Consider the following 18,740-nt stretch of genomic DNA (forward strand, 5'->3'; position numbering starts at 1 on the left):
CTGGCACGCACCCCATATTTCCCTGCCGTCTAGCTGCTCCCCCTCCGTCCGAGCGGCAGGGAACGGTGCGTGCCGGCCGAACCTTTGAACGGACAGCAGATCAGGGCCGGCACAAGGGGGAGGCCCGCAGGAGTAAGATGATGATGCTGAGCGAAGTGACCCCCGTGCCCGAGGCCGCCCTGCCGCTGGCCCCCTTCAAGGCGCACCTCCGCCTGGGCACCGGCTTTGGCGAGGACAGCCTGCAGGACGAGGTGCTGATTGGCTTCCTGCGCGCCGCCGTGGCCGCGGTAGAAGCAAGAACCGGCAAGGCACTGATAACCCGCGATTTTGAAATGGAAACCCGCCACTGGCGCGACCGCACCCGGATGGTGTTTCCCATCGCCCCGGTGCAGATGGTGACAGAGGTGATGATCCGTGACGCCGCAGGCGCTGAGACGGTGCTGGACCCCGCCGCCTACCATCTGGAGCGCGACTGCCAGCGCCCGGCGCTGTGTCCCGCGGGCAGCCTGCTGCCCTCCATTCCCGTCGGCGGCTTCGCACGGATCACCCTGCAGGCTGGCATGGCCGCGGACTGGGGCGGGCTTCCTGCCGATCTGGGTCAGGCGGTGATGCTCTTGGCGGCGCATTACTACGAATACCGGGCCGATACCGGTCTGCATGGCGGCTGCATGCCCTTTGGCGTCACCAGCCTCATTGAACGCTACCGCACGCTGCGGCTGACATTGGGGGGCCTGGCATGAAACGCCCCCCGAACCTGACCCGCAAACTGGTGCTGGAAGACCCCCAGCGGACCCCCGACGGCGCCGGCGGCTATGCTGAGACCTGGGTGGCGCTTGGCACTCTCTGGGCTGAGGTGAAGCCCCTTTCGGGGCGTCTGAACAGCGACAGCCTGTCTTTGCAAAAATACCGCATCACCCTGCGTGCAAGCCCGGATGGCTTTGCATCCCGCCCGCGCCCCGATCAGCGGTTCCGAGACGAAAACCGCTTCTACCGCATTGATGCAGTTGCGGAAAACGGACCGGACGCCCGCTACCTCACCTGTTTCGCGGTTGCGGAGGTGAGCACATGACCTATGCCATCGCAGGCGGGCTGCAATCCGCCATTTACACCCATCTGACCGGCGATGCGGGCCTGACCGCACTGGTCGGCAGCGCGATCTATGACGCCATCCCCGCAGGCCCCTTGCCGCAGACCTATGTGGCGCTTGGCAGCGAAGAGGTGCTGGACCGCTCTGACAAGACCGCGGGCGGTGCCGAACACCGGTTCTTTGTCACCGTCACCACCGACATGGCCGGCTTTGCCACCGCCAAATCCGCCGCCGCCGCCGTCTGCGACGCGCTGGTCGGCGCCGCGGTGCCGCTGCCGCGCGGGCAGTTGACCGGCCTGTGGTTCGACCGGGCCAAGGCCGAGCGGCTGAGCACCGGCGGACGCCAGATCACCCTGCGCTTCCGCGCCCGTGTGGATGATGTCTGAACCGCAAGAACCTAACGAAACCAATTGAAATACATGGAGAAACCCCATGACAGTTCAAAACGGCAAGGACCTCTTGGTCAAAGTGGACATGAACGGCGCAGGCCTGTTCGAGACCATCGCCGGCCTGCGCGCCACGCGGATCAGCTTCAACGCCGAAAGCGTCGATGTGACCAGCCTTGAAAGCCAGGGCGGCTGGCGCGAGCTGCTGGCAGGCGCCGGCGTCCGTTCCGCCAGCATTTCCGGCTCCGGCATTTTCCGGGATGAAGCGACGGACGAACGCGCCCGGCAGCTGTTCTTTGACGGGCTGACGCCGGAGTTCCAGGTGATCATCCCCGACTTCGGCATTGTGCAGGGGCCGTTCCAGGTCACAGCGCTGGAATACGCCGGCAGCCACAATGGCGAGGCGACCTATGAGCTGTCGCTCGCCAGCGCCGGCCAGCTCAGCTTTGCGGCGGTGTGATCCGATGGTGAACCCGCATGCAGGCGAGGCGGAATTGCTCGTGAATGGAACCCCTTACGCGCTGAAGCTCACACTCGGTGCGCTTGCAGCCCTTGAGGCCGCGCTGGAGGAAGGCACGCTGGTGGATCTGGTGCAGCGGTTCGAACAGGGCCGGTTTTCCGCCCGCGACGTGCTGGCGCTTTTGGCCGCAGGATTGCAGGGCGGCGGGTATGATCTCAGCCGCGAAGACCTCGCCTCTGCCACCATCACCGGCGGCCCGATACAGGCGGCACGGGTAGCGGCGGAACTGCTGGTGCGCAGTTTTGCCGTGCCGGACAGCCCATGACTGCGCTCGACTGGCCCGCCCTGATGCGCGCCGGGATGGCGGGGCTGAAACTGATGCCGCGCGATTTCTGGCAACTGACGCCTGCGGAATTGCGGCTGATGCTGGGCGAGGCCGCAGCACCGCAGCCGCTGGGGCGCGACCGGTTGGCCGCCTTGATGGCGGCCTTCCCGGACGCCACCGCCCCGAAGAACAAGGAGACAACAGATGACTGACTCATCCTCGATGGCAGAATTGGAATTGCAGGGAGAGGCTTTGGGAGAAGCGCTGGACGGTGCCTCTGGAATGGCCGCAGCCTTTGCAGATGTGCTGGGGCGGGTGAAGGAAGGTTTTTCCGAAACCGGGCGCGATGCCCAGATCCTGGACCGCAGCCTTTCCAAGGGCTTGCGCCGTGCTTTTGACGATCTGGTGTTTGACGGCGCCAATCTGTCGGAGGCGATGGATACGCTCGCGCGCTCAATGATCCGCACAACCTATAACGCGGCGATGAAACCGGTCACCAACCACGTGGGCAGTCTTATTTCCGACGGTTTCGGCAGCCTCATCGGCAGTATCCTTCCCTTCGCCAATGGCGCCGCCTTCAGCCAGGGCAAGGTGATGCCTTTTGCCAAGGGCGGCATTGTCACCAGCCCCACCACGTTTCCGATGCGCGGCGCCACCGGGCTGATGGGCGAGGCCGGTCCGGAGGCGATCTTGCCGCTGACGCGCGGCGCCGATGGCTCGCTTGGGGTGCGCAGCCAGGGCGGCGGCGCGGTCAACGTGGTGATGAATGTCTCCACCCCGGACGTCAAAGGCTTTGAACGCAGCCGCAGCCAGATCGCCGCGCAGCTGTCCCGCGCGCTGTCACGCGGCGGGCGCAACCGTTAAGGATGGAGGGTAACCTTATGAATTTCCACGAAGTCCGCTTTCCCGCATCGCTCAGCTTCGGCTCCGTCGGCGGGCCGGAGCGGCGCACCGATGTGGTGACGCTGGCCAACGGTTTTGAGGAGCGCAACACCCCCTGGGCGCACTCCCGCCGCCGCTATGACGCGGGCCTTGGCCTGCGCGCGCTGGAGGATATCGAGGTGCTGATTGCCTTTTTCGAGGCGCGTCAGGGGCAGCTGTACGGCTTCCGCTGGAAGGATTGGAGCGACTTCAAATCCGCCCGGCCCAGTGCGGAGGCCGCCTTTGACGATCAGGTGATTGCCACCGGCGACGGCAGTACCGTGACGTTCCAGCTGGCCAAAACCTACCGCTCCGGCGCGTTTACCTATCAGCGCCCCATTGCCAAGCCCGTGGCGGGCACCGTGCGGGTTGGGATCGAGCAGGACGAACTGCGCGAAGGCGTGGATTATGAGCTGGATACAGCCACAGGGCTGATCACCCTGGCACACCCGCCGGAGCTTGGCCTCAGCATCAATGCGGGCTTTGAATTCGACGTACCGGTGCGGTTTGACACCGCCAGCATCCAGACCAGCGTGGCGTCATTCCAGGCCGGCGAGGCACCGGCGGTCCCGGTGGTGGAGGTGCGGATATGAACAGCCTTTCCAATGCGTTGCGGGAGCATCTTCAATCCGGTATCACCACGGTCTGCCGTGCCTGGGCACTGACCCGGCGCGACGGCGCGGTGCTGGGATTCACCGACCACGACTGCGTCCTGTCCTTTGATGGCATCTCCTTCCAGCCCGGCAGCGGTCTCACCGCGCGGGCGGTGCAGCAGGCCACCGGCCTGTCGGTCGACAACACCGAGGCGCTGGGGGTGCTAAGTGACGCCGCCGTGCGCGAGGAGGACATCGAGGCAGGCCGGTTCGACGGCGCTGAGGTGCGCTGCTGGCTGGTCAACTGGCAGGATGTCACAATGCGCTGGCTGCAATTCCGCGGTTCGATTGGAGAGATCCGCCGCGCCGGCGGTGCATTCGAGGCAGAGCTGCGCGGGCTGACCGAGCAGCTGAACCAGCCGCAGGGGCGGATTTTTCAGACGCCCTGTACGGCGGTGCTGGGGGATGCGGCCTGTGGGTTTGATCTGAGCACGCCGGGCTATGCCATCGAAACGGCGGTGGAAACAGTGGAGCGCAGCGAGGACTTCCGCTGGAACGCGCTGCCGGGGTTTGAGCCGGGCTGGTTTGCGGATGGCCGCCTGACGGTCCTGAGCGGCGCGGCACAGGGCCTTTGGGCGGCGGTGAAGTCCGACCAGTCCACGGCGGCGGGGCGCCGGATCACCCTGTGGGAGCCCATCCGCGCGCCCGTGTCCGCAGGTGACACGGTGCGGCTGGAGGCCGGCTGTGACAAGCGGATGGAGAGCTGCCGGCTGAAGTTCAACAACCTGATGAATTTCCAAGGGTTCCCGGATATTCCGGGCGAGGACTGGATCATGGCGGTGCCGCGCCAGTCCGGCATGAACACCGGGGGCAGCAGGCGATGAGCCGGGTGGTAGAGGCAGCGCGCGGCTGGATCGGCACGCCCTATGTGCATCAGGCCTCCTGCAAGGGGGCGGGCTGTGATTGCCTTGGCCTGATCCGGGGGGTGTGGCGCGAGCTGCTTGGCGCGGAGCCGGAGCTGCCGCCCGCCTATACGATGGACTGGTCAGAGCCGCAGGGGGCTGAGGCGCTGTGGCAGGCCGCGGCGCGGCATCTGGCGGCGAAGCCGCTGGCAGAGGCAGCTCCGGGCGATGTGATCCTGTTTAGGATGCGGGAGGGATCGGTGGCCAAGCATCTGGGGGTGCAGGCTTCGGTAACAGAACTGAGGGCAGCGCCCGGCCCGGCGGGGAGGGTGCGAAGAGCCCGCCCCGTGGGGGGCGGGATGGGCGCTGCCTGGCCTATCGGCCAGGCGGATGTGTTTAGCTGCAAACCATCCTTCATCCACGCCTATGCCGGCCACGGGGTTGTCGAAAGCCCGCTGAGCCCGCCCTGGCAGCGCCGTATCGTGGCGCGGTTTCACTTCCCCGGCATGTCCCGGCAAAGGAGCTGATCTGATGGCAACCATTCTTCTTTCTGCCGCCGGCGCGGCGGTTGGCGGCGCAATTGGCGGCACGGTGGCGGGGCTGTCCTCAGCCGTTATCGGCCGCGCGGTGGGGGCAACCCTGGGGCGCCTGATCGACGAACGGCTCTTGGGCTCCGGCGCTGATCCGGTGGAGACCGGCAAGGTCGACCGCTTCCGCCTGACCCAGGCCAGCGAAGGCGCGCCCATGGCGCAGGTCTATGGCCGGATGCGGCTGGGCGGGCAGGTGATCTGGTCCTCGCGCTTTCTGGAGACCTCGCAGACCAGCGGCGGCGGCGGTGGCAAGGGCCGGCCCAGCCAGCCGCAGGTCACCAGCTACAGCTATTCGGTCTCGCTGGCGATTGCGCTGTGCGAGGGGGAGATCGCCAGCGTCTCCCGCGTTTGGGCTGATGGTGAGGAAGTGGCGCCGAAAGATTTGAACATGACCGTCTACCGCGGCACGGCGGATCAGCTGCCGGACCCGGTGATGGAGGCGATCGAGGGCGCAGGGCAGGTGCCTGCCTACCGCGGCACGGCCTATGTGGTGATGGAGAACCTGGAGCTGGGACGGTTCGGCAACCGGGTGCCGCAGTTCTCCTTTGATGTCTTGCGCCCTGAGCAGCCCGCCAGCAGCACCTATGCGCAGGACCTGGGGCAAATCGTGCAGGGCGTGGCGCTGATGCCCGGCACCGGGGAATATTCGCTGGCCGCGGATGTGGTGCAGTATTCCGGCGGGCCGGGCGATGCCAGGGCTGCGAATGAGCATACGCCCAGTGGCCTCAGCGACCTCAAGACCTCGCTGAATGCGCTGGAGGCGGAACTGCCGTCCTGCGGCGCGGCGTCGTTGATTGTGTCGTGGTTCGGAAATGACCTGCGCTGCGGCAGCTGCACGCTGAAACCCAAGGTGGAGCATAAGGACGCTGAGGGGAACATGGCCTGGACGGTCAGCGGCGTCACCCGCGCAGGTGCTGAGGAGGTGCTGAAGGAGGACGGCGAGCCGCTCTATGGCGGCACGCCCGCCGATGCTTCGGTGATCCAGTCGATCCGGGAGATGCAAGGCCGCGGCCTTCGGGTGATGTTCTACCCGTTCATCCTGATGGATCAGGCAGAGGGCAACGCATTGGCTGATCCCTGGACCGGCGGTGCCAGCCAGCCGCATCTGCCCTGGCGCGGGCGGATCACCTTGTCGGTGGCTCCGGGCCGGCCGGGTTCACCCGATGGCACAGCGGCGGCGGATGCGGAGGTGGCGGCGTTCTTTGGCACCGTGACGGCGGCGGATTTCACCGTGGGGGACGGAACCGTCACCTACAGCGGGCCTGACGAATGGAGCCTCAGCCGGTTTATCCTGCACAATGCGGCGCTGTGTGCGGCGGCGGGCGGGGTGGAGGCGTTTTGCATCAGCTCCGAGATGCGCGCGCTGACGCAGATCCGCGGCGCCGGCGGCTTCCCGGCTGTGCTGGCATTGAAAGGGCTGGCGGCAGAGGTGCGCAGCCTGCTGGGGGTGGAGACCAAGATCGGCTATGCCGCCGACTGGTCGGAATACTGGGGCTATCAATCGCCGGAGGGCGACAGGTACTTCCACCTCGATCCGCTGTGGGCGGATGAAAACATCGACTTTGTCGGCATCGACAACTACATGCCGCTGTCCGACTGGCGCGAGGGTGATGATCATCTGGACGCGCAGGCCGGTGTGCCGTCGATCTATGACCTCGGCTACCTCAGCGGCAATGTGGAGGGCGGTGAAGGGTTTGACTGGTACTACCATTCCCCGCAAGCGCGGGAGGCGCAGATCCGGACGCCGATCACCGATGGCGCGCATGATGAGCCCTGGGTGTGGCGCTACAAGGATATCCGCAGCTGGTGGATGCAGGAGCACTTTGAGCGCATCGGCGGGGTGCGGCAGGCTGCGCCGACCGAATGGGTGCCGCAATCCAAGCCCGTGTGGTTCACCGAACTGGGCTGCGCTGCCATCGACAAGGGCACCAACCAGCCGAACAAGTTTCTGGACCCCAAAAGTTCTGAATCGAAACTGCCGCGCTATTCCAACGGCTTGCGCGACGATCTGATGCAGATCCAGTACCTGCGCGCGTTTCTGGGGTATTGGGGCGCGGCGGCCAACAATCCCGTGTCAGAGGAATACGGCGGGCCAATGCTGGATATGTCCAACGCCTATGTCTGGGCCTGGGATGCGCGCCCGTTTCCGGCCTTTCCGGCGCGGGTGGAGATCTGGAACGACGGCGAAAACTACCTGCGCGGCCATTGGCTGAACGGGCGTGCGGGGCAGCGCACGCTGGCCTCTGTGGTGGAGGAAGTGTGCCACCGTGCGGGGCTGTATGACTTTGACGTCACTGGGCTTTATGGCGTGGTGCATGGGTTTGTGAACCCGGATGTCGCGGATGCCCGCGCGGTGCTGCAGCCCTTGATGCTGCGGCACGGGTTTGACGCGGTGGAGCGCGACGGGGTGCTGAGGTTCCGGATGCGCAAGGGCATTGTGACGGAAGCACTGCAGTTGGAGCATCTGGCCGACAATGACGAGATGGACGGCAGCCTGGAGCTGGCCCGCGCCAGCGAGGCGGAACTGGCGGGCCGGGTGCGGCTGCGGTTCACCGAATGGGGCGGCGACCATGCTGCGGGCTCGGTCGAGGCGGTCTTGCCGGATGAGGCGACGCATAGCGTCAGCCAGAACGAGCTGCCGCTGGCGCTGACCCGGGCCGAGGCGCGCCAGACCGTCAGCCGCTGGCTGGCGGAAGCGCGGGTTTCCCGTGACACCGCGCGGTTCGTGCTGCCGCCCTCGCTGCTGCATCTTGGGGCGGGGGATGTGGTGTCGCTGCCAGTGGAGGGCAAGGACCAGCTCTACCGCATCGACCGGGTGGAGCAGGCGGAGGCGCAGACGGTGGAGGCGGTCAGGATCGAGCCCGGCACCTATGATCTGGCCGCGGTGGCGGAGGAGCTGCCGGGGGTCAACGCCTTTGCCGCCCCCGGCCCGGTGCTGCCGCTGTTCCTGGACCTGCCGCTGATGCGCGGGGATGAGGTGCCGCACGCGCCGCATCTGGCGCTGACGGCGGCGGCCTGGCCCGGCAGCGTCGCGGTTTACGGCTCCGAAGCGGATGAGAATTACGTTCTGGAACAGGTGGTTGCGGCACGGCAGGTGATCGGCGTCACGGAAACGCCGCTGTTTTCTGCCGGGGCCGGGCGCTGGGACTTGGGCGCGGACCTGCAGGTCAGGCTGATCTCCGGAAGCTTGGAAAGCCGCACGGTGGAGGCGGTGCTGAACGGTGCCAACGCCGCCGCCATCGGTGATGGCACGCCCGGCAACTGGGAACTGTTCCAGTTCCGCGAGGCGGAGCTGATTGCGCCGCAGACCTACCTGCTGCGGGGCCGGTTGCGCGGTCAGCAGGGCAGTGATGCGCTGATGCCGGACGTCTGGCCTGCGGGGTCTTATGTGGTGCTGCTGGATGGCACGCCGGTGCAGATGGAGCTGGCGCCCGAACAGCGCCGCCGCTTGCGCCATTACCGGATCGGCCCGGCGCGGCGCGCGCTGGAGGACCCATCCTATCTGCATCTGCAGGAGGCGTTTGAAGGAAATGGCCTGCGCCCCTATGCGCCGGTGCATCTGCGGCTGAATGGTGCGCTGGGGCAGGACCTGTCGGCGGGCTGGATACGCCGCACACGGATCGAAGGCGACAGCTGGGAGCTGGACGAGGTGCCGCTGGGCGAGGAAATCGAGAGCTACCGCATCCGGGTGATGCGCGGTGCCACTGTGCTGCGGGAGGAGACCTCTGCCACGCCCTCCTGGGCCTATCCGGCGGCGGCGCAGGCGCTGGACGGGGTGCAGGCCGGTGACGTGCTGGAAGTGGCGCAGCGCTCAGCCCGGTTTGGCGCCGGGCCGGCGGCAGAGGCCGTTCTGGGATGATCCGCCCGGTGCTGCCCGGCGATGTGTCCGCAGTGGCGCGGGCCTTGCTGGCAGTGCCGGAGAGCGCGCGCCTGGCCTTGTGCCGCCGCATCTTCGGCGGTGCGGCGGAGGCGGCGGCGCATTGCTGCCTGCTGGGCCGTCTGCATCCGCTTTGGGGTGATGGGAGCTTAAGCGCCGCGGCCCGGCGGTATGCGCTGGCGGATGAACCGTTTCTGGATGATCCGGCATATCTGGATTGCACCCGGCTGGTGCTGCGGGAGCTGGCCTCTGTGCTGGAAACCGGCAGGGAGGGTCCGGCCGGCTGATCCAAAATGGAAACCTGCCAAACCATCTGTTGGGCTGGCGCCGCTTGCCTCAGGCAGCGATGCGAGAGATTAGCTGCTAAGGGGGAGCGCCTGCCTGCGGGGTGGCGCTCCAACAGTTCTGTGTGGCAGTTTATTCCGGCAACGTCCGTACTAACTTTCCAAGGAGCTCCGCACTCTCAAAAGCGCCAGCCCGTGCGGGCGGGCAGGCGCTCGCCCGGCGCCTGCGGCTTGATTCCGGGCGGGATGGGGCATCACCCGAAAGCGAAGCGTTCTCTGCCGCCAGTTCCGCCAGCCGGATGGTGATCTGCTGCTTCAGCCCCACCTGATCGGACTCATTCATTTTGAAAATATGCCTCATCACGGGTTTGCGTTTGCTGCAAACCACCTTAGATGGGTAGTCTGAGCGGAGAAAGGACGTTGACCCATGGCAAAAACACAGCAAGCCGTTACTCCGGTGGATCCCGTATGGGACCGCATCACCCGCGAAGCTGAGGAGGCCGTTGCCACCCAGCCGCTGATGGGCGGGCTGATTCACGCCTGTATCCTGCACCACAAGACGCTGGAAAAGGCGCTGTCCTACCGGATTGCCGCCAAGCTCTGCTCGAATGAAATGTCGATGATGGTGCTGCGCGAGATCGTTGACGAAGCCTATGAGACCTGCCCGGAAATCCTGGAAGCCGCGCGCGCCGACCTGATGGCGATCAACGAGCGCGACCCGGCAAGCCACCGGCTGCTGCAGCCGATCCTCTACTTCAAGGGGTTCCAGGCGGTGCAGGCCTACCGTGTCAGCCATTACCTGTGGGACAAGGGGCAGAAGGATCTGGCCTATTTCTTCCAGATGCGCACCTCGGAGATTTTCGGGATCGACATCCACCCCGGCGCGCGTCTTGGCAAGGGGATCATGATTGACCATGCCCATTCCATCGTGATCGGCGAGACCGCAGTGGTGGGCGACAATGTCTCTATGCTGCATTCGGTGACCCTGGGCGGAACCGGCAAGGAAGAGCAGGACCGCCATCCGAAGATCGGCGACGGGGTGCTGATCGGTGCCGGCGCCAAGGTTCTTGGCAACATCAAGGTCGGCCATTGCAGCCGCATTGCAGCCGGGTCCGTGGTGCTGGCAGAAGTGCCGCCCTGCACAACGGTTGCGGGCGTGCCTGCGAAGATCGTCGGCGAAGCGGGTTGCGACCAGCCGTCGATCAACATGGACCAGGTGGTTCCGGCGGGGTCTCCTGCGGAGTGAGGCCTCTGGCTGCCGGACTGGGAAGTTGAGTATTTGAGCAAAGAAGAAGGGGCGGGTTCCGCCCCTTTTTTGATGGTCCTATCTGGCGTGAATATTGTTTTGAATAAAAGGGTTGCGGGTGGGTTTTGATCTGCTGCGTGCAGGCGGTGCGGCCTGCGGTTCTGAAAATGCCGGGTTGTGGCGGAGGCTGGTCTTAATCGCTGTCCGGTGCCGCCGGCTGGCTTGAACCCGGCGGCGGCGGGGCGCATATTCCTGACCAACAGCTTCTTTTTCTGCAGTTTCGATTTGGGGGACAGATCATGATTTATACAACCGAAGGCCGCGGGCGTCTGTTTGGCTCGATCCTTGAGACGGTGGGCAACACGCCCGTGATCCGGCTGAACAATATCGCGCCAGCGCATGTCACCATGTATGTGAAATTCGAGGCGTTCAACCCGGCGGGATCGGTGAAGGACCGGCTGGCGCTGAACATCATCGAGGCGGCGGAGCGCGAAGGGCGGCTGAAGCCGGGCCAGACCGTGGTGGAGGCGACCAGCGGCAACACCGGGATCGGGCTGGCGATGGTCTGCGCCGCCAAGGGCTATCCGCTGGTCATTACCATGCACGACGGGTTCTCAGTCGAGCGGCGGCGGCTGATGCGGATGCTGGGCGCCAAGGTGGTGCTGACCCGAAAGGAAGACAAGGCGGTTGGCATGGTTGTGAAGGCCAAGGAACTGGCGGAGGCCAACGGCTGGTTCCTGGCGCATCAGTTCGAGACCAAGGACAACGCCGACATCCATGAGAGCACCACTGCGCAGGAGATCCTGGGCGATTTTGACGGGCAGCGGCTGGATCACGTTGTTCTGGGCTATGGCACCGGCGGCACGGTGTCGGGCCTGGGGCGGGTGCTGAAGGGCGCGCGGCCGGACCTGAAGATCACCCTCAGCGAGCCCGCCAACGCGGCGCTGGTGCAGTCCGGCGCGGCGCAAGAGCGCAACGCAGAGGGCGAGCCCGCGGCGACCCACCCGGCCTTCAACCCGCACCCGATCCAGGGCTGGACCCCGGATTTCATCCCGCTGGTGCTGCAGGAGGCGCTGGACAAGGGCTATTTCGATGCGCTGGAACCGGTGAGCGGTGACGAGAGCATCAAGTGGTCCCGGCGGCTGGCAGCGGAGGAAGGCATCCTGGCGGGGATTTCCAGCGGCGGCAGCCTGGCGGCGGCGATGAAGGTCGCGGAAAGCGCGCCGGAGGGTTCGGTGCTGCTGGCGGTGCTGCCGGATACCGGCGAGCGCTATCTGTCGACGCCGCTGTTTGAGGATATTCCGGCGGAGATGGATGAAGCGGAGCAGGCGCTGTCGGCCTCGACGCCCGGGTATCAGTACTGAGCGGCGGACTGCCGCAGGCGTAGCGCCGCCGCGGGCGGGGGGCTGGCGGCGGCTGTTGCGCAGATGAGTATTTTGGGAAAGATGAAGGGGAGCGGTTGCGCTCCCTTTTTTCATGCGTTTGGAGGCAAATGGGTGCGCCCGATTTCCGGTAGCGGCTTCGAAGGCTGCCGGGGCGAAGCAGACTTTCCGCAGGGATTATGGTATTTCTTGCACATACAGTCTGGAGAAGAGGGATGTGTGAGGAGAATAAGGCGCTTGTCGAACGGTACTATCGCGAAGTCATGACGATTGGGCAGGGAGACACGGTGAAGTTTGATGAGTTTGTGGCGTCTGATGCGGTGCTGCACAATTCTTACTTCAATCCGCCTGTTGGGCCTGAGGCGTGGAAAGAACGCGTGCGGATTTTCACGACGTCGTTCTCTGACGTTGAAATCACGCTGGGAGAGGTGCTGGCCGAGGACGACAGGGTCGCAACGCAGATGATCTATCGCGGAACGCATACCGGAGAGTTTCTGGGGGTGCCGGCCAGCGGAATACGCGTCGCGGTGGATGAAATCCAGATCATGCGCATCAAAGACGGGATGATTACCGAACGCCGCAGCGTGATCGATATGATCAACTTGCTTGCTCAAATCGGGGCGACTGAAATTCCGGCATCTTATCGCGGCGCAGCCATTCCCGGGACCTGACTCAGGTGGCTATCAGTGCCGAGCGGCGCGCCGCCCGAGAGCATGGCGCCGCAGCGGGCGGGGTGCTGGCGGCGGCTGCGGTGCAGGTGAGTATTTGGTCAAAGAAGAAGGGGGCGCGCGCGCTCCCTTTTTCGGTTTGGGGCTTTGGGGGCCTGTAAAGGGCGTCTGACGGTGTGGTCGCGTTGCAGCGCCATGCGCCCCTTGCCCTGGTGCCGGGGCTGATGCACACTTCCATGTACAGGAGGGATGTCTGTTTCATTGCCTGGCCCGTTTGCACGGGGGCCAGCCCAAGGTCTTGCTTTGGAAGGAGTGTGCCATGACATCCGATACTGACCGTTCCCCGTCACCGGAAAACCTGAAGCCGCGGCCGCGCAGCGTGCTTGAGGTCAACAGGCTGACTGCAGGTGATATCAGCGCATCGCTGAAGGCCGGGTTTGCCGATTTTCTGGCGCGCCCGGTCATGAGCGGCTTTTTCGGCCTGTTCTATGCGGTTTTCGGCATTCTGTTTGTCTGGTGCCTGGTCTGGCTGGGCAAGATCTGGATGATCATTCCCGCCGCTGTGGGCTTTCCGCTGGTGGCGCCTTTCGCCGCGGCCGGGCTTTATGAAATGTCGCGGCGGATGCAGGCGGGCGAGAGTTTCGGCTGGTCAGACATCCTCAGCGTGATGGTCCGCCAGCGCAACCGTGAAATGGGCTGGATGGCTTTTGTGACGCTGTTCATTTTCTGGGTGTGGATGTATCAGGTCCGGCTTTGGCTGGCGATCACCCTGCAAAACGCGTCTTTCTCGGATTTCGAGGGGTTCCTGCACGCGATCTTCTTTACGCCGCAGGGCTGGGCCTTCCTTGCGGTTGGCACCTGTGCCGGCGCGTTTTTGTCGGCGGTTCTGTTCACGGTGACCGTTATCGCCATGCCGATGCTGCTGGACCGGGACACCAATTTCGTGACGGCCATGCTGACGTCGGTCCGCGCGGTTGCGGAGAACCCTGTGGTCATGCTGGGCTGGGCGGCGATCATCTCCGCCGCCATGCTGCTGTCGATGGTGCCGGCGTTTCTGGGCCTGATCGTCACGCTGCCGGTTCTGGGGCACACCACATGGCATCTCTACCGGCGGGCGGTGCCGCCGGCGGAGGCGGGGGCTTCTGATGCTGCTGTTTGAGGATTGTCTGGCGGAGATGGATGGGGCGGAGCAGGTGCTGCCGCCCTCGGCGCCCGGGTATCGGTGCTGAGCGGCGCGCCACCTCTGGCGGGGTGCTGGTGGCTGCTGTGGCGCAGGTGAGAATCTGGGGAAAGATGAAAAGGGAGCGAGGGTGCTCCCTTTTTTGAGTCCCGATGGCTGATGGCTGAACTGTAGATCTAGCTGTCTCAGTGCACATTATCGGGACTTTGCGGACATTCTCTGCACCTGCAGCGTACATCCCGAAACCAAACGTTGTTCTGTCCAGGACGCGGCCCGTTAGACTGACTTTATACTAGAGGCACCTTACGTACCTTAGCGCACGCTCGGCGGGCTTTTCCTGCTAGCAATTCCCGTCACCTTGCGCCAGAGTGACGCGAGCAGTCAGACCGGTTGAGGGGTAATGAAAATGACCGAGTACCTTGTTGAAAATAAAGAATGGATCTTCAGCGGTGCAGGTATCGCAATTGTTTCAGCAGGCGTCTATCTGTTACGCAAAATTGGCCGCCAAACACCCAGCATGAAACAAGAATCCGGCGACGGTTCGCTCAACATCCAAGTTGGCGGCAGCATCAACGATTCTGAAATAAAAAAGTGATCGACTATGTTTGGATCTGGAAAGAAAGAGCAGTCTTCTGGAGATGGTTCAGTAAATTTTCAGGCTGAAAAAATTACAGTTCAAACGGGACTTTCAATCGCTCACGTAAAGGAAATTGCCCTAGAGGTTTTTGAAAACAACTTTCACAAACTGTCAGGAGTGGCAAAAGATACCGCGGAAGAGCGAGCTCGTGAACTGACGGACAATTTTCTAAAAGAGTTCTCAAAAAGGAACCCAAATGGATTGGAGGTCGCTCAAGACCCAGGGTTTCAATATGACCTATACATCGCACAGAAAGAGTTCGTGAGATATGGCGATCAAGACCTGGGCGAGATCCTTGTCGATATCCTTGTTGATCGCACCAAGCACAAGGAAAAGGATCTTCGCCAATTGGTACTAAGTGAGGCGCTAGTGACTGCGCCCAAGCTAACTAGTGGGCAGATTGAAATCTTAGCATGTCATTTTAACATCACTCTGACAAAGAGGAACAACTTCCAATCAATAAAAGATTTCTCAAAATACATATCAGAAGTCATCCTGCCACTTTCGGAAAGTGTTGCTACCGCAGGAGTAAACTATAAACATCTAGAGTTTGTCGGATGTGCCGCGATCAGAACGGGTTCTTGGGATTTACTTGAAATCCTTCGGGGGGCTTACCCAGCAATCTTCTGCAAGGGTTTTTCGCATGAAGAGTTTGCGAAGTTGAGAGAAATGGACCCCAATGTTACAAAGGTGTTGATACGATGTCCCCACAATCCCTCGCTTTATCAAGCGGGAGGGATGGACGATAAAATCAATAAGCAGATGTGTGTTAGCAACGGCGTTTCAAAGGAAGCTGAAACCGCCCTGCTAGCCCTAAACAAGAATTCCATGATGAGCAATGTGGAAGCTGCCGAATTTATTGAGAGTGTCGCACCCGGTTTCTCCAAGTTTGTCAAGGGCGCAAAAGGATCTCAATTCGTAAATATGGAATTAACCAGTGTAGGCATAGCTATTGCGCACGCTTATAGCAGGAAAAGACTCGACTTTGATGCTGACCTGTCCATCTGGATTTAGGGCGACAGCTTCACCACCGAAACCTTTACCAGAGTCGGCTGCCCACAACCGACGCAGAGCGCGGTTCACGGCCTTCTGCGGGTGCGAGGGCCTGCTTAGCAATCAGTGTCCGCTTTGGGCTCGAAGCGGCCAATTGAGACGAGCGGCAGTATCACACACTAAAAGCCCCGGCGCGGAGGCCGGGGCTTTGTTTTTTCATTGGCGACCCCTCAGGCCAGCATCACCATCGGGTTTTCCAGGTTGTCGACGATGGCCTGCAAGAGGTCCGCGCCGAGGGCGCCGTCGATGACGCGGTGGTCGACCGACATGGTGACGCTCATCACGGTGGCGACCTTCAGTTCGCCATCCGAGCCGACAACCGGCTTCTTGACGCCGGAGCCGACCGCCAGGATGCCCGCGTGCGGCGGGTTCACGATGGCGTCGAAGTTGTCGATGCCGAACATGCCGAGGTTGGAGATTGCGAAGCTGCCGCCCTGGTATTCATGCGGTGCCAGCTTGCGCTCGCGGGCGCGGGAGGCGAGGTCTTTCATCTCTGCCGATAGCGCCGACAGGGATTTGGTGTCGCTGTCCTGCAGGACAGGGGTGAACAACCCGCCCTCGATGGCAACGGCCACCGCCACGTCGGAGGCTTTCATTTTCAGCACCCGGTCGCCTGCCCAGACCGCGTTGGCGTCCGGCACCGCCTGCAGCGCCAGGGCCACCGCCTTGATGATGAAGTCGTTGACCGAGAGCTTGACGCCGCGGCCTTCGAGCTGCTTGTTCAGTTCACCGCGGAATTTCAGCAGCGCGTCGAGCTGGATGTCGCGGCGCAGGTAGAAATGCGGGATGGTCTGCTTGGCCTCGGTCAGGCGGGCGGCGATGGTCTTGCGCATGCCGTCCAGCTTGACCTCTTCGAACGCGCGGCCCTCGTACATGCGGGCAACCATGTCGGCAGAGGGGCCGGCAGGGGCTGCAGCAGCGGCAGGTGCGGCGGCCGGAGCGGAAGCTGCCGGTGCAGCAGCGGCTGCGGCCTGCGGCTTTGCATCCATGACGTCAGCCTTGACGATGCGGCCCTTGGGGCCGGAGCCCTTGATGGCGCTCAGGTCCAGGCCCTTGTCGGCGGCGATGCGGCGGGCCAGCGGCGAGGCGAAGATGCGGCTGCCGTCAGCACCCTGCGGTGCAGCGGGGGCGGCTTTGGCCTCTTCCTTGGGCGCGGCTGCGGGGGCTTCCGCTTTGGCCGCGGGGGCCTCTTCCTTGGCCGGGGCAGCAGCGCCGCCGCCGGAGGACTGGATGTCATCGGCGCTTTCGCCGTCTTCCAGCAGCACCGCGATGGGGGTGTTGACCTTCACGCCCTCGGAGCCTTCGGCGATCAGGATCTTGCCGACCACGCCTTCGTCCACGGCTTCAAATTCCATGGTGGCCTTGTCGGTTTCGATCTCGGCGATCAGGTCGCCGGAGGAGACGGTGTCGCCCTCCTTGACCAGCCATTTGGCAAGGGTGCCTTCCTCCATGGTGGGAGAAAGCGCGGGCATCAGGATTTCGGTGGGCATGTCAGCGCTCCTCAATCAGAACAATTTGGTCATAGGGCGCCCTGGGGCGCTTGGTGCCGCGGGCCAGTTGGGTTATCGCGGCTTCGATCTTGTCTTTCTTCTCCGCCATCCAGACGTAGGCTTCCTGATGGGAGGGCCGCGAGCCGATGAGCCGTGTGTCTGCTGCCAGCCGTTCGGGAACCAGTGCGGTGACTGTGCGCCCGTCGACGGTCAGCGTGACGCGGTAGCATTCGGTTTCGGGATCGCGGCCCCTGATGTCCATCTTCGTCCTTAGCGGTAGGTCACTTGCTTCACCGCCTCGACCACCTCATCCGTGGTGATCAGCGCGTGGCGTTCCAGGTTGGCGGCATAGGGCATCGGGACGTCCTTGCCGGTGCAGGTCACAACCGGGGCGTCGAGATAGTCGAACGCCTGCTGCATCACCTCGGAGGCGATGTAGCTGCCGACGGAGCCCTGCGGCCAGCCTTCCTCGACGGTGACCAGGCGGTTGGTCTTCTTGACCGATTCAATCACCGTGGGCAGGTCCATGGGACGCAGGGTGCGCAGGTCGATGACCTCAGCCGAGATGCCGTCCTGGGCCAGCTTGTCTGCCGCTTCCAGTGCGTATTTCATGCCGATGCCGAAGGAGACGATGGTGGCGTCAGAGCCTTCGCGCCAGATACGGGCCTTGCCAAACGGCACGGTGAAATCGTCCATCTTGGGCACTTCAAAGCTTTGCCCGTAGAGGATTTCATTCTCCAGGAAGATCACCGGATTGTTGTCGCGGATCGCGGTCTTCATCAGGCCTTTGGCGTCGGCGGCGGAGTAGGGCATCACCACCTTGAGCCCCGGGATCTGCATGTACCAGGCGGCGTAGTCCTGGCTGTGCTGGGCACCGACACGGGCGGCAGCGCCGTTGGGGCCGCGGAACACCATCGGGGCGCCCATCTGGCCTCCGGACATATAGAGTGTCTTGGCCGCCGAGTTGATGATGTGGTCAATCGCCTGCATGGCGAAGTTGAAGGTCATGAACTCGACAATCGGGCGCAGGCCGCCAAAGGCCGCGCCGGTGGCGATGCCGGCAAAGCCGTGCTCGGTGATCGGGGTGTCGATCACGCGCTTGGCGCCGAATTCATCGAGCAGGCCCTGGGAGACCTTGTAGGCGCCTTGATACTCGGCGACTTCCTCGCCCATCAGGAACACGTCCTCGTCGCGGCGCATTTCCTCGGCCATGGCGTCGCGCAGCGCTTCGCGCACGGTGGTCTGAACCATTTCGGTGCCTTCCGGGTAGTCCGGTTCCAGCACGCGGCTTTCGACCGGTGCGGGCGCGGCGGCGGCAGCAGCAGGGGCTGCGGGCGCCTCAGCTGCCGGTGCCGGAGCTTCAGCAGCCGGGGCAGGGGCGGCGGAGGCGTCGTAGCTTTCGCCGTCTTCCAGCAGGACCGCGATAGGGGTGTTCACCTTGACGCCTTCGGTGCCTTCACCGATCAGGATCTTGCCGACGGTGCCTTCGTCGACGGCTTCAAACTCCATCGTTGCCTTGTCGGTTTCGATCTCGGCCAGAATGTCGCCGGAGCTTACGGTATCGCCTTCCTTGACCAGCCATTTGGCCAGGGTGCCTTCCTCCATGGTCGGCGACAGGGCGGGCATCAGAATTTCAGTTGCCATGTCTTGTTCTTCCCT

21 protein-coding genes are annotated in these 18,740 nt (G+C 63.7%); 18 read left to right on the forward strand and 3 right to left on the reverse strand.

Annotated features, from left to right (window positions below):
• Nucleotides 1-140 precede the first annotated feature (140 nt).
• The 18 genes from RA24_RS05735 to RA24_RS05825 all read left to right on the forward strand — a co-directional run bounded on the left by RA24_RS05735 (nucleotide 141) and on the right by RA24_RS05825 (nucleotide 15,552).
• Nucleotides 141-740, forward strand: coding sequence for a head-tail connector protein (locus tag RA24_RS05735; protein WP_039190548.1), 600 nt, complete (start codon nucleotides 141-143; stop codon nucleotides 738-740).
• Nucleotides 737-1,069 (forward strand): head-tail adaptor protein, encoded by a 333-nt coding sequence (locus RA24_RS05740; RefSeq protein ID WP_039190423.1) that lies wholly within the window; start codon nucleotides 737-739, stop codon nucleotides 1,067-1,069. The genes RA24_RS05735 and RA24_RS05740 overlap by 4 nt, the downstream gene beginning before the upstream one ends.
• Nucleotides 1,066-1,473 (forward strand): DUF3168 domain-containing protein, encoded by a 408-nt coding sequence (locus tag RA24_RS05745; protein ID WP_039170034.1) that lies wholly within the window; start codon nucleotides 1,066-1,068, stop codon nucleotides 1,471-1,473. The genes RA24_RS05740 and RA24_RS05745 overlap by 4 nt, the downstream gene beginning before the upstream one ends.
• A 46-nt stretch (nucleotides 1,474-1,519) precedes the next feature.
• Nucleotides 1,520-1,933 carry a phage major tail protein, TP901-1 family gene (locus tag RA24_RS05750; RefSeq protein WP_039170035.1) on the forward strand — a complete coding sequence of 138 codons (414 nt, stop codon included), beginning with the start codon at nucleotides 1,520-1,522 and terminating at the stop codon, nucleotides 1,931-1,933.
• A gap of 4 nt (nucleotides 1,934-1,937) precedes the next feature.
• On the forward strand, nucleotides 1,938-2,258 hold the full coding sequence (locus RA24_RS05755; protein ID WP_039190426.1) for a gene transfer agent family protein: 321 nt from the start codon (nucleotides 1,938-1,940) through the stop codon (nucleotides 2,256-2,258).
• Nucleotides 2,255-2,470: a rcc01693 family protein gene (locus RA24_RS05760; RefSeq protein WP_039170038.1), complete on the forward strand. Its 216-nt coding sequence runs from the start codon at nucleotides 2,255-2,257 to the stop codon at nucleotides 2,468-2,470. Before RA24_RS05755 ends, RA24_RS05760 begins: the two co-directional genes overlap by 4 nt.
• Entirely contained in the window at nucleotides 2,463-3,122 is a 660-nt protein-coding gene (locus RA24_RS05765; RefSeq protein ID WP_039190427.1) for a phage tail tape measure protein, read from the forward strand. The genes RA24_RS05760 and RA24_RS05765 overlap by 8 nt, the downstream gene beginning before the upstream one ends.
• 17 nt (nucleotides 3,123-3,139) lie before the next feature.
• Nucleotides 3,140-3,772, forward strand: a complete 633-nt coding sequence (locus RA24_RS05770; protein WP_039190429.1) for a DUF2460 domain-containing protein — start codon at nucleotides 3,140-3,142, stop codon at nucleotides 3,770-3,772.
• Nucleotides 3,769-4,656, forward strand: a complete 888-nt coding sequence (locus tag RA24_RS05775; RefSeq protein ID WP_039190430.1) for a DUF2163 domain-containing protein — start codon at nucleotides 3,769-3,771, stop codon at nucleotides 4,654-4,656. The genes RA24_RS05770 and RA24_RS05775 overlap by 4 nt, the downstream gene beginning before the upstream one ends.
• Nucleotides 4,653-5,201, forward strand: a complete 549-nt coding sequence (locus RA24_RS22885; protein WP_039190432.1) for an NlpC/P60 family protein — start codon at nucleotides 4,653-4,655, stop codon at nucleotides 5,199-5,201. The genes RA24_RS05775 and RA24_RS22885 overlap by 4 nt, the downstream gene beginning before the upstream one ends.
• Nucleotides 5,202-5,205: 4 nt before the next feature.
• Nucleotides 5,206-9,123, forward strand: coding sequence for a baseplate multidomain protein megatron (locus RA24_RS05785; RefSeq protein WP_039190434.1), 3,918 nt, complete (start codon nucleotides 5,206-5,208; stop codon nucleotides 9,121-9,123).
• A complete protein-coding gene (locus RA24_RS05790) occupies nucleotides 9,120-9,428 on the forward strand; it encodes a DUF7742 family protein (RefSeq protein ID WP_039190436.1) in 309 nt (102 codons plus the stop codon). The genes RA24_RS05785 and RA24_RS05790 overlap by 4 nt, the downstream gene beginning before the upstream one ends.
• Nucleotides 9,429-9,852: 424 nt before the next feature.
• Nucleotides 9,853-10,671 carry a serine O-acetyltransferase gene (gene cysE / locus RA24_RS05800; RefSeq protein WP_019296878.1) on the forward strand — a complete coding sequence of 273 codons (819 nt, stop codon included), beginning with the start codon at nucleotides 9,853-9,855 and terminating at the stop codon, nucleotides 10,669-10,671.
• A 299-nt stretch (nucleotides 10,672-10,970) separates the two neighbouring features.
• Nucleotides 10,971-12,035: a cysteine synthase A gene (gene cysK / locus RA24_RS05805; protein ID WP_039190440.1), complete on the forward strand. Its 1,065-nt coding sequence runs from the start codon at nucleotides 10,971-10,973 to the stop codon at nucleotides 12,033-12,035.
• A 233-nt stretch (nucleotides 12,036-12,268) separates the two neighbouring features.
• Entirely contained in the window at nucleotides 12,269-12,724 is a 456-nt protein-coding gene (locus RA24_RS05810; RefSeq protein WP_019296876.1) for an ester cyclase, read from the forward strand.
• A gap of 316 nt (nucleotides 12,725-13,040) precedes the next feature.
• Nucleotides 13,041-13,880: a DUF2189 domain-containing protein gene (locus RA24_RS05815; protein ID WP_039190442.1), complete on the forward strand. Its 840-nt coding sequence runs from the start codon at nucleotides 13,041-13,043 to the stop codon at nucleotides 13,878-13,880.
• Nucleotides 13,881-14,307: 427 nt separating this feature from the next.
• Complete coding sequence (locus RA24_RS05820) at nucleotides 14,308-14,496, forward strand: hypothetical protein (protein ID WP_152612813.1); 189 nt, start codon at nucleotides 14,308-14,310, stop codon at nucleotides 14,494-14,496.
• 6 nt (nucleotides 14,497-14,502) lie between these two features.
• Nucleotides 14,503-15,552, forward strand: coding sequence for an LPO_1073/Vpar_1526 family protein (locus RA24_RS05825; RefSeq protein ID WP_152612814.1), 1,050 nt, complete (start codon nucleotides 14,503-14,505; stop codon nucleotides 15,550-15,552).
• Nucleotides 15,553-15,761: 209 nt separating this feature from the next.
• On the opposite strand, the gene RA24_RS05835 is transcribed toward RA24_RS05825, so the two are convergent.
• From RA24_RS05835 to RA24_RS05845, 3 genes are read right to left on the reverse strand one after another with little or no spacing between them, the layout of a single operon-like run.
• Nucleotides 15,762-17,081: a pyruvate dehydrogenase complex dihydrolipoamide acetyltransferase gene (locus RA24_RS05835; RefSeq protein ID WP_039190449.1), complete on the reverse strand. Its 1,320-nt coding sequence runs from the start codon at nucleotides 17,079-17,081 to the stop codon at nucleotides 15,762-15,764.
• A gap of 1 nt (nucleotide 17,082) precedes the next feature.
• On the reverse strand, nucleotides 17,083-17,343 hold the full coding sequence (locus RA24_RS05840; RefSeq protein WP_039190451.1) for a hypothetical protein: 261 nt from the start codon (nucleotides 17,341-17,343) through the stop codon (nucleotides 17,083-17,085).
• Nucleotides 17,344-17,351: 8 nt separating this feature from the next.
• On the reverse strand, nucleotides 17,352-18,725 hold the full coding sequence (locus RA24_RS05845; RefSeq protein ID WP_039190453.1) for a pyruvate dehydrogenase complex E1 component subunit beta: 1,374 nt from the start codon (nucleotides 18,723-18,725) through the stop codon (nucleotides 17,352-17,354).
• Nucleotides 18,726-18,740 lie beyond the last annotated feature (15 nt).

Origin of the sequence: Leisingera sp. ANG-M6, from assembly GCF_000813905.1 — a bacterium.
Taxonomy (GTDB): Bacteria; Pseudomonadota; Alphaproteobacteria; order Rhodobacterales; family Rhodobacteraceae; genus Leisingera.

What these genes read in the sequence shown, in the direction of transcription:
- RA24_RS05735 (WP_039190548.1), top strand. Translation starts at nt 141, where the DNA reads ATGATGCTGAGCGAAGTGACCCCCGTGCCCGAGGCCGCCCTGCCGCTG.
- RA24_RS05740 (WP_039190423.1), top strand. Translation starts at nt 737, where the DNA reads ATGAAACGCCCCCCGAACCTGACCCGCAAACTGGTGCTGGAAGACCCC.
- RA24_RS05745 (WP_039170034.1), top strand. Translation starts at nt 1,066, where the DNA reads ATGACCTATGCCATCGCAGGCGGGCTGCAATCCGCCATTTACACCCAT.
- RA24_RS05750 (WP_039170035.1), top strand. Translation starts at nt 1,520, where the DNA reads ATGACAGTTCAAAACGGCAAGGACCTCTTGGTCAAAGTGGACATGAAC.
- RA24_RS05755 (WP_039190426.1), top strand. Translation starts at nt 1,938, where the DNA reads ATGGTGAACCCGCATGCAGGCGAGGCGGAATTGCTCGTGAATGGAACC.
- RA24_RS05760 (WP_039170038.1), top strand. Translation starts at nt 2,255, where the DNA reads ATGACTGCGCTCGACTGGCCCGCCCTGATGCGCGCCGGGATGGCGGGG.
- RA24_RS05765 (WP_039190427.1), top strand. Translation starts at nt 2,463, where the DNA reads ATGACTGACTCATCCTCGATGGCAGAATTGGAATTGCAGGGAGAGGCT.
- RA24_RS05770 (WP_039190429.1), top strand. Translation starts at nt 3,140, where the DNA reads ATGAATTTCCACGAAGTCCGCTTTCCCGCATCGCTCAGCTTCGGCTCC.
- RA24_RS05775 (WP_039190430.1), top strand. Translation starts at nt 3,769, where the DNA reads ATGAACAGCCTTTCCAATGCGTTGCGGGAGCATCTTCAATCCGGTATC.
- RA24_RS22885 (WP_039190432.1), top strand. Translation starts at nt 4,653, where the DNA reads ATGAGCCGGGTGGTAGAGGCAGCGCGCGGCTGGATCGGCACGCCCTAT.
- RA24_RS05785 (WP_039190434.1), top strand. Translation starts at nt 5,206, where the DNA reads ATGGCAACCATTCTTCTTTCTGCCGCCGGCGCGGCGGTTGGCGGCGCA.
- RA24_RS05790 (WP_039190436.1), top strand. Translation starts at nt 9,120, where the DNA reads ATGATCCGCCCGGTGCTGCCCGGCGATGTGTCCGCAGTGGCGCGGGCC.
- cysE (WP_019296878.1), top strand. Translation starts at nt 9,853, where the DNA reads ATGGCAAAAACACAGCAAGCCGTTACTCCGGTGGATCCCGTATGGGAC.
- cysK (WP_039190440.1), top strand. Translation starts at nt 10,971, where the DNA reads ATGATTTATACAACCGAAGGCCGCGGGCGTCTGTTTGGCTCGATCCTT.
- RA24_RS05810 (WP_019296876.1), top strand. Translation starts at nt 12,269, where the DNA reads ATGTGTGAGGAGAATAAGGCGCTTGTCGAACGGTACTATCGCGAAGTC.
- RA24_RS05815 (WP_039190442.1), top strand. Translation starts at nt 13,041, where the DNA reads ATGACATCCGATACTGACCGTTCCCCGTCACCGGAAAACCTGAAGCCG.
- RA24_RS05820 (WP_152612813.1), top strand. Translation starts at nt 14,308, where the DNA reads ATGACCGAGTACCTTGTTGAAAATAAAGAATGGATCTTCAGCGGTGCA.
- RA24_RS05825 (WP_152612814.1), top strand. Translation starts at nt 14,503, where the DNA reads ATGTTTGGATCTGGAAAGAAAGAGCAGTCTTCTGGAGATGGTTCAGTA.
- RA24_RS05835 (WP_039190449.1), bottom strand. Translation starts at nt 17,081, where the DNA reads ATGCCCACCGAAATCCTGATGCCCGCGCTTTCTCCCACCATGGAGGAA.
- RA24_RS05840 (WP_039190451.1), bottom strand. Translation starts at nt 17,343, where the DNA reads ATGGACATCAGGGGCCGCGATCCCGAAACCGAATGCTACCGCGTCACG.
- RA24_RS05845 (WP_039190453.1), bottom strand. Translation starts at nt 18,725, where the DNA reads ATGGCAACTGAAATTCTGATGCCCGCCCTGTCGCCGACCATGGAGGAA.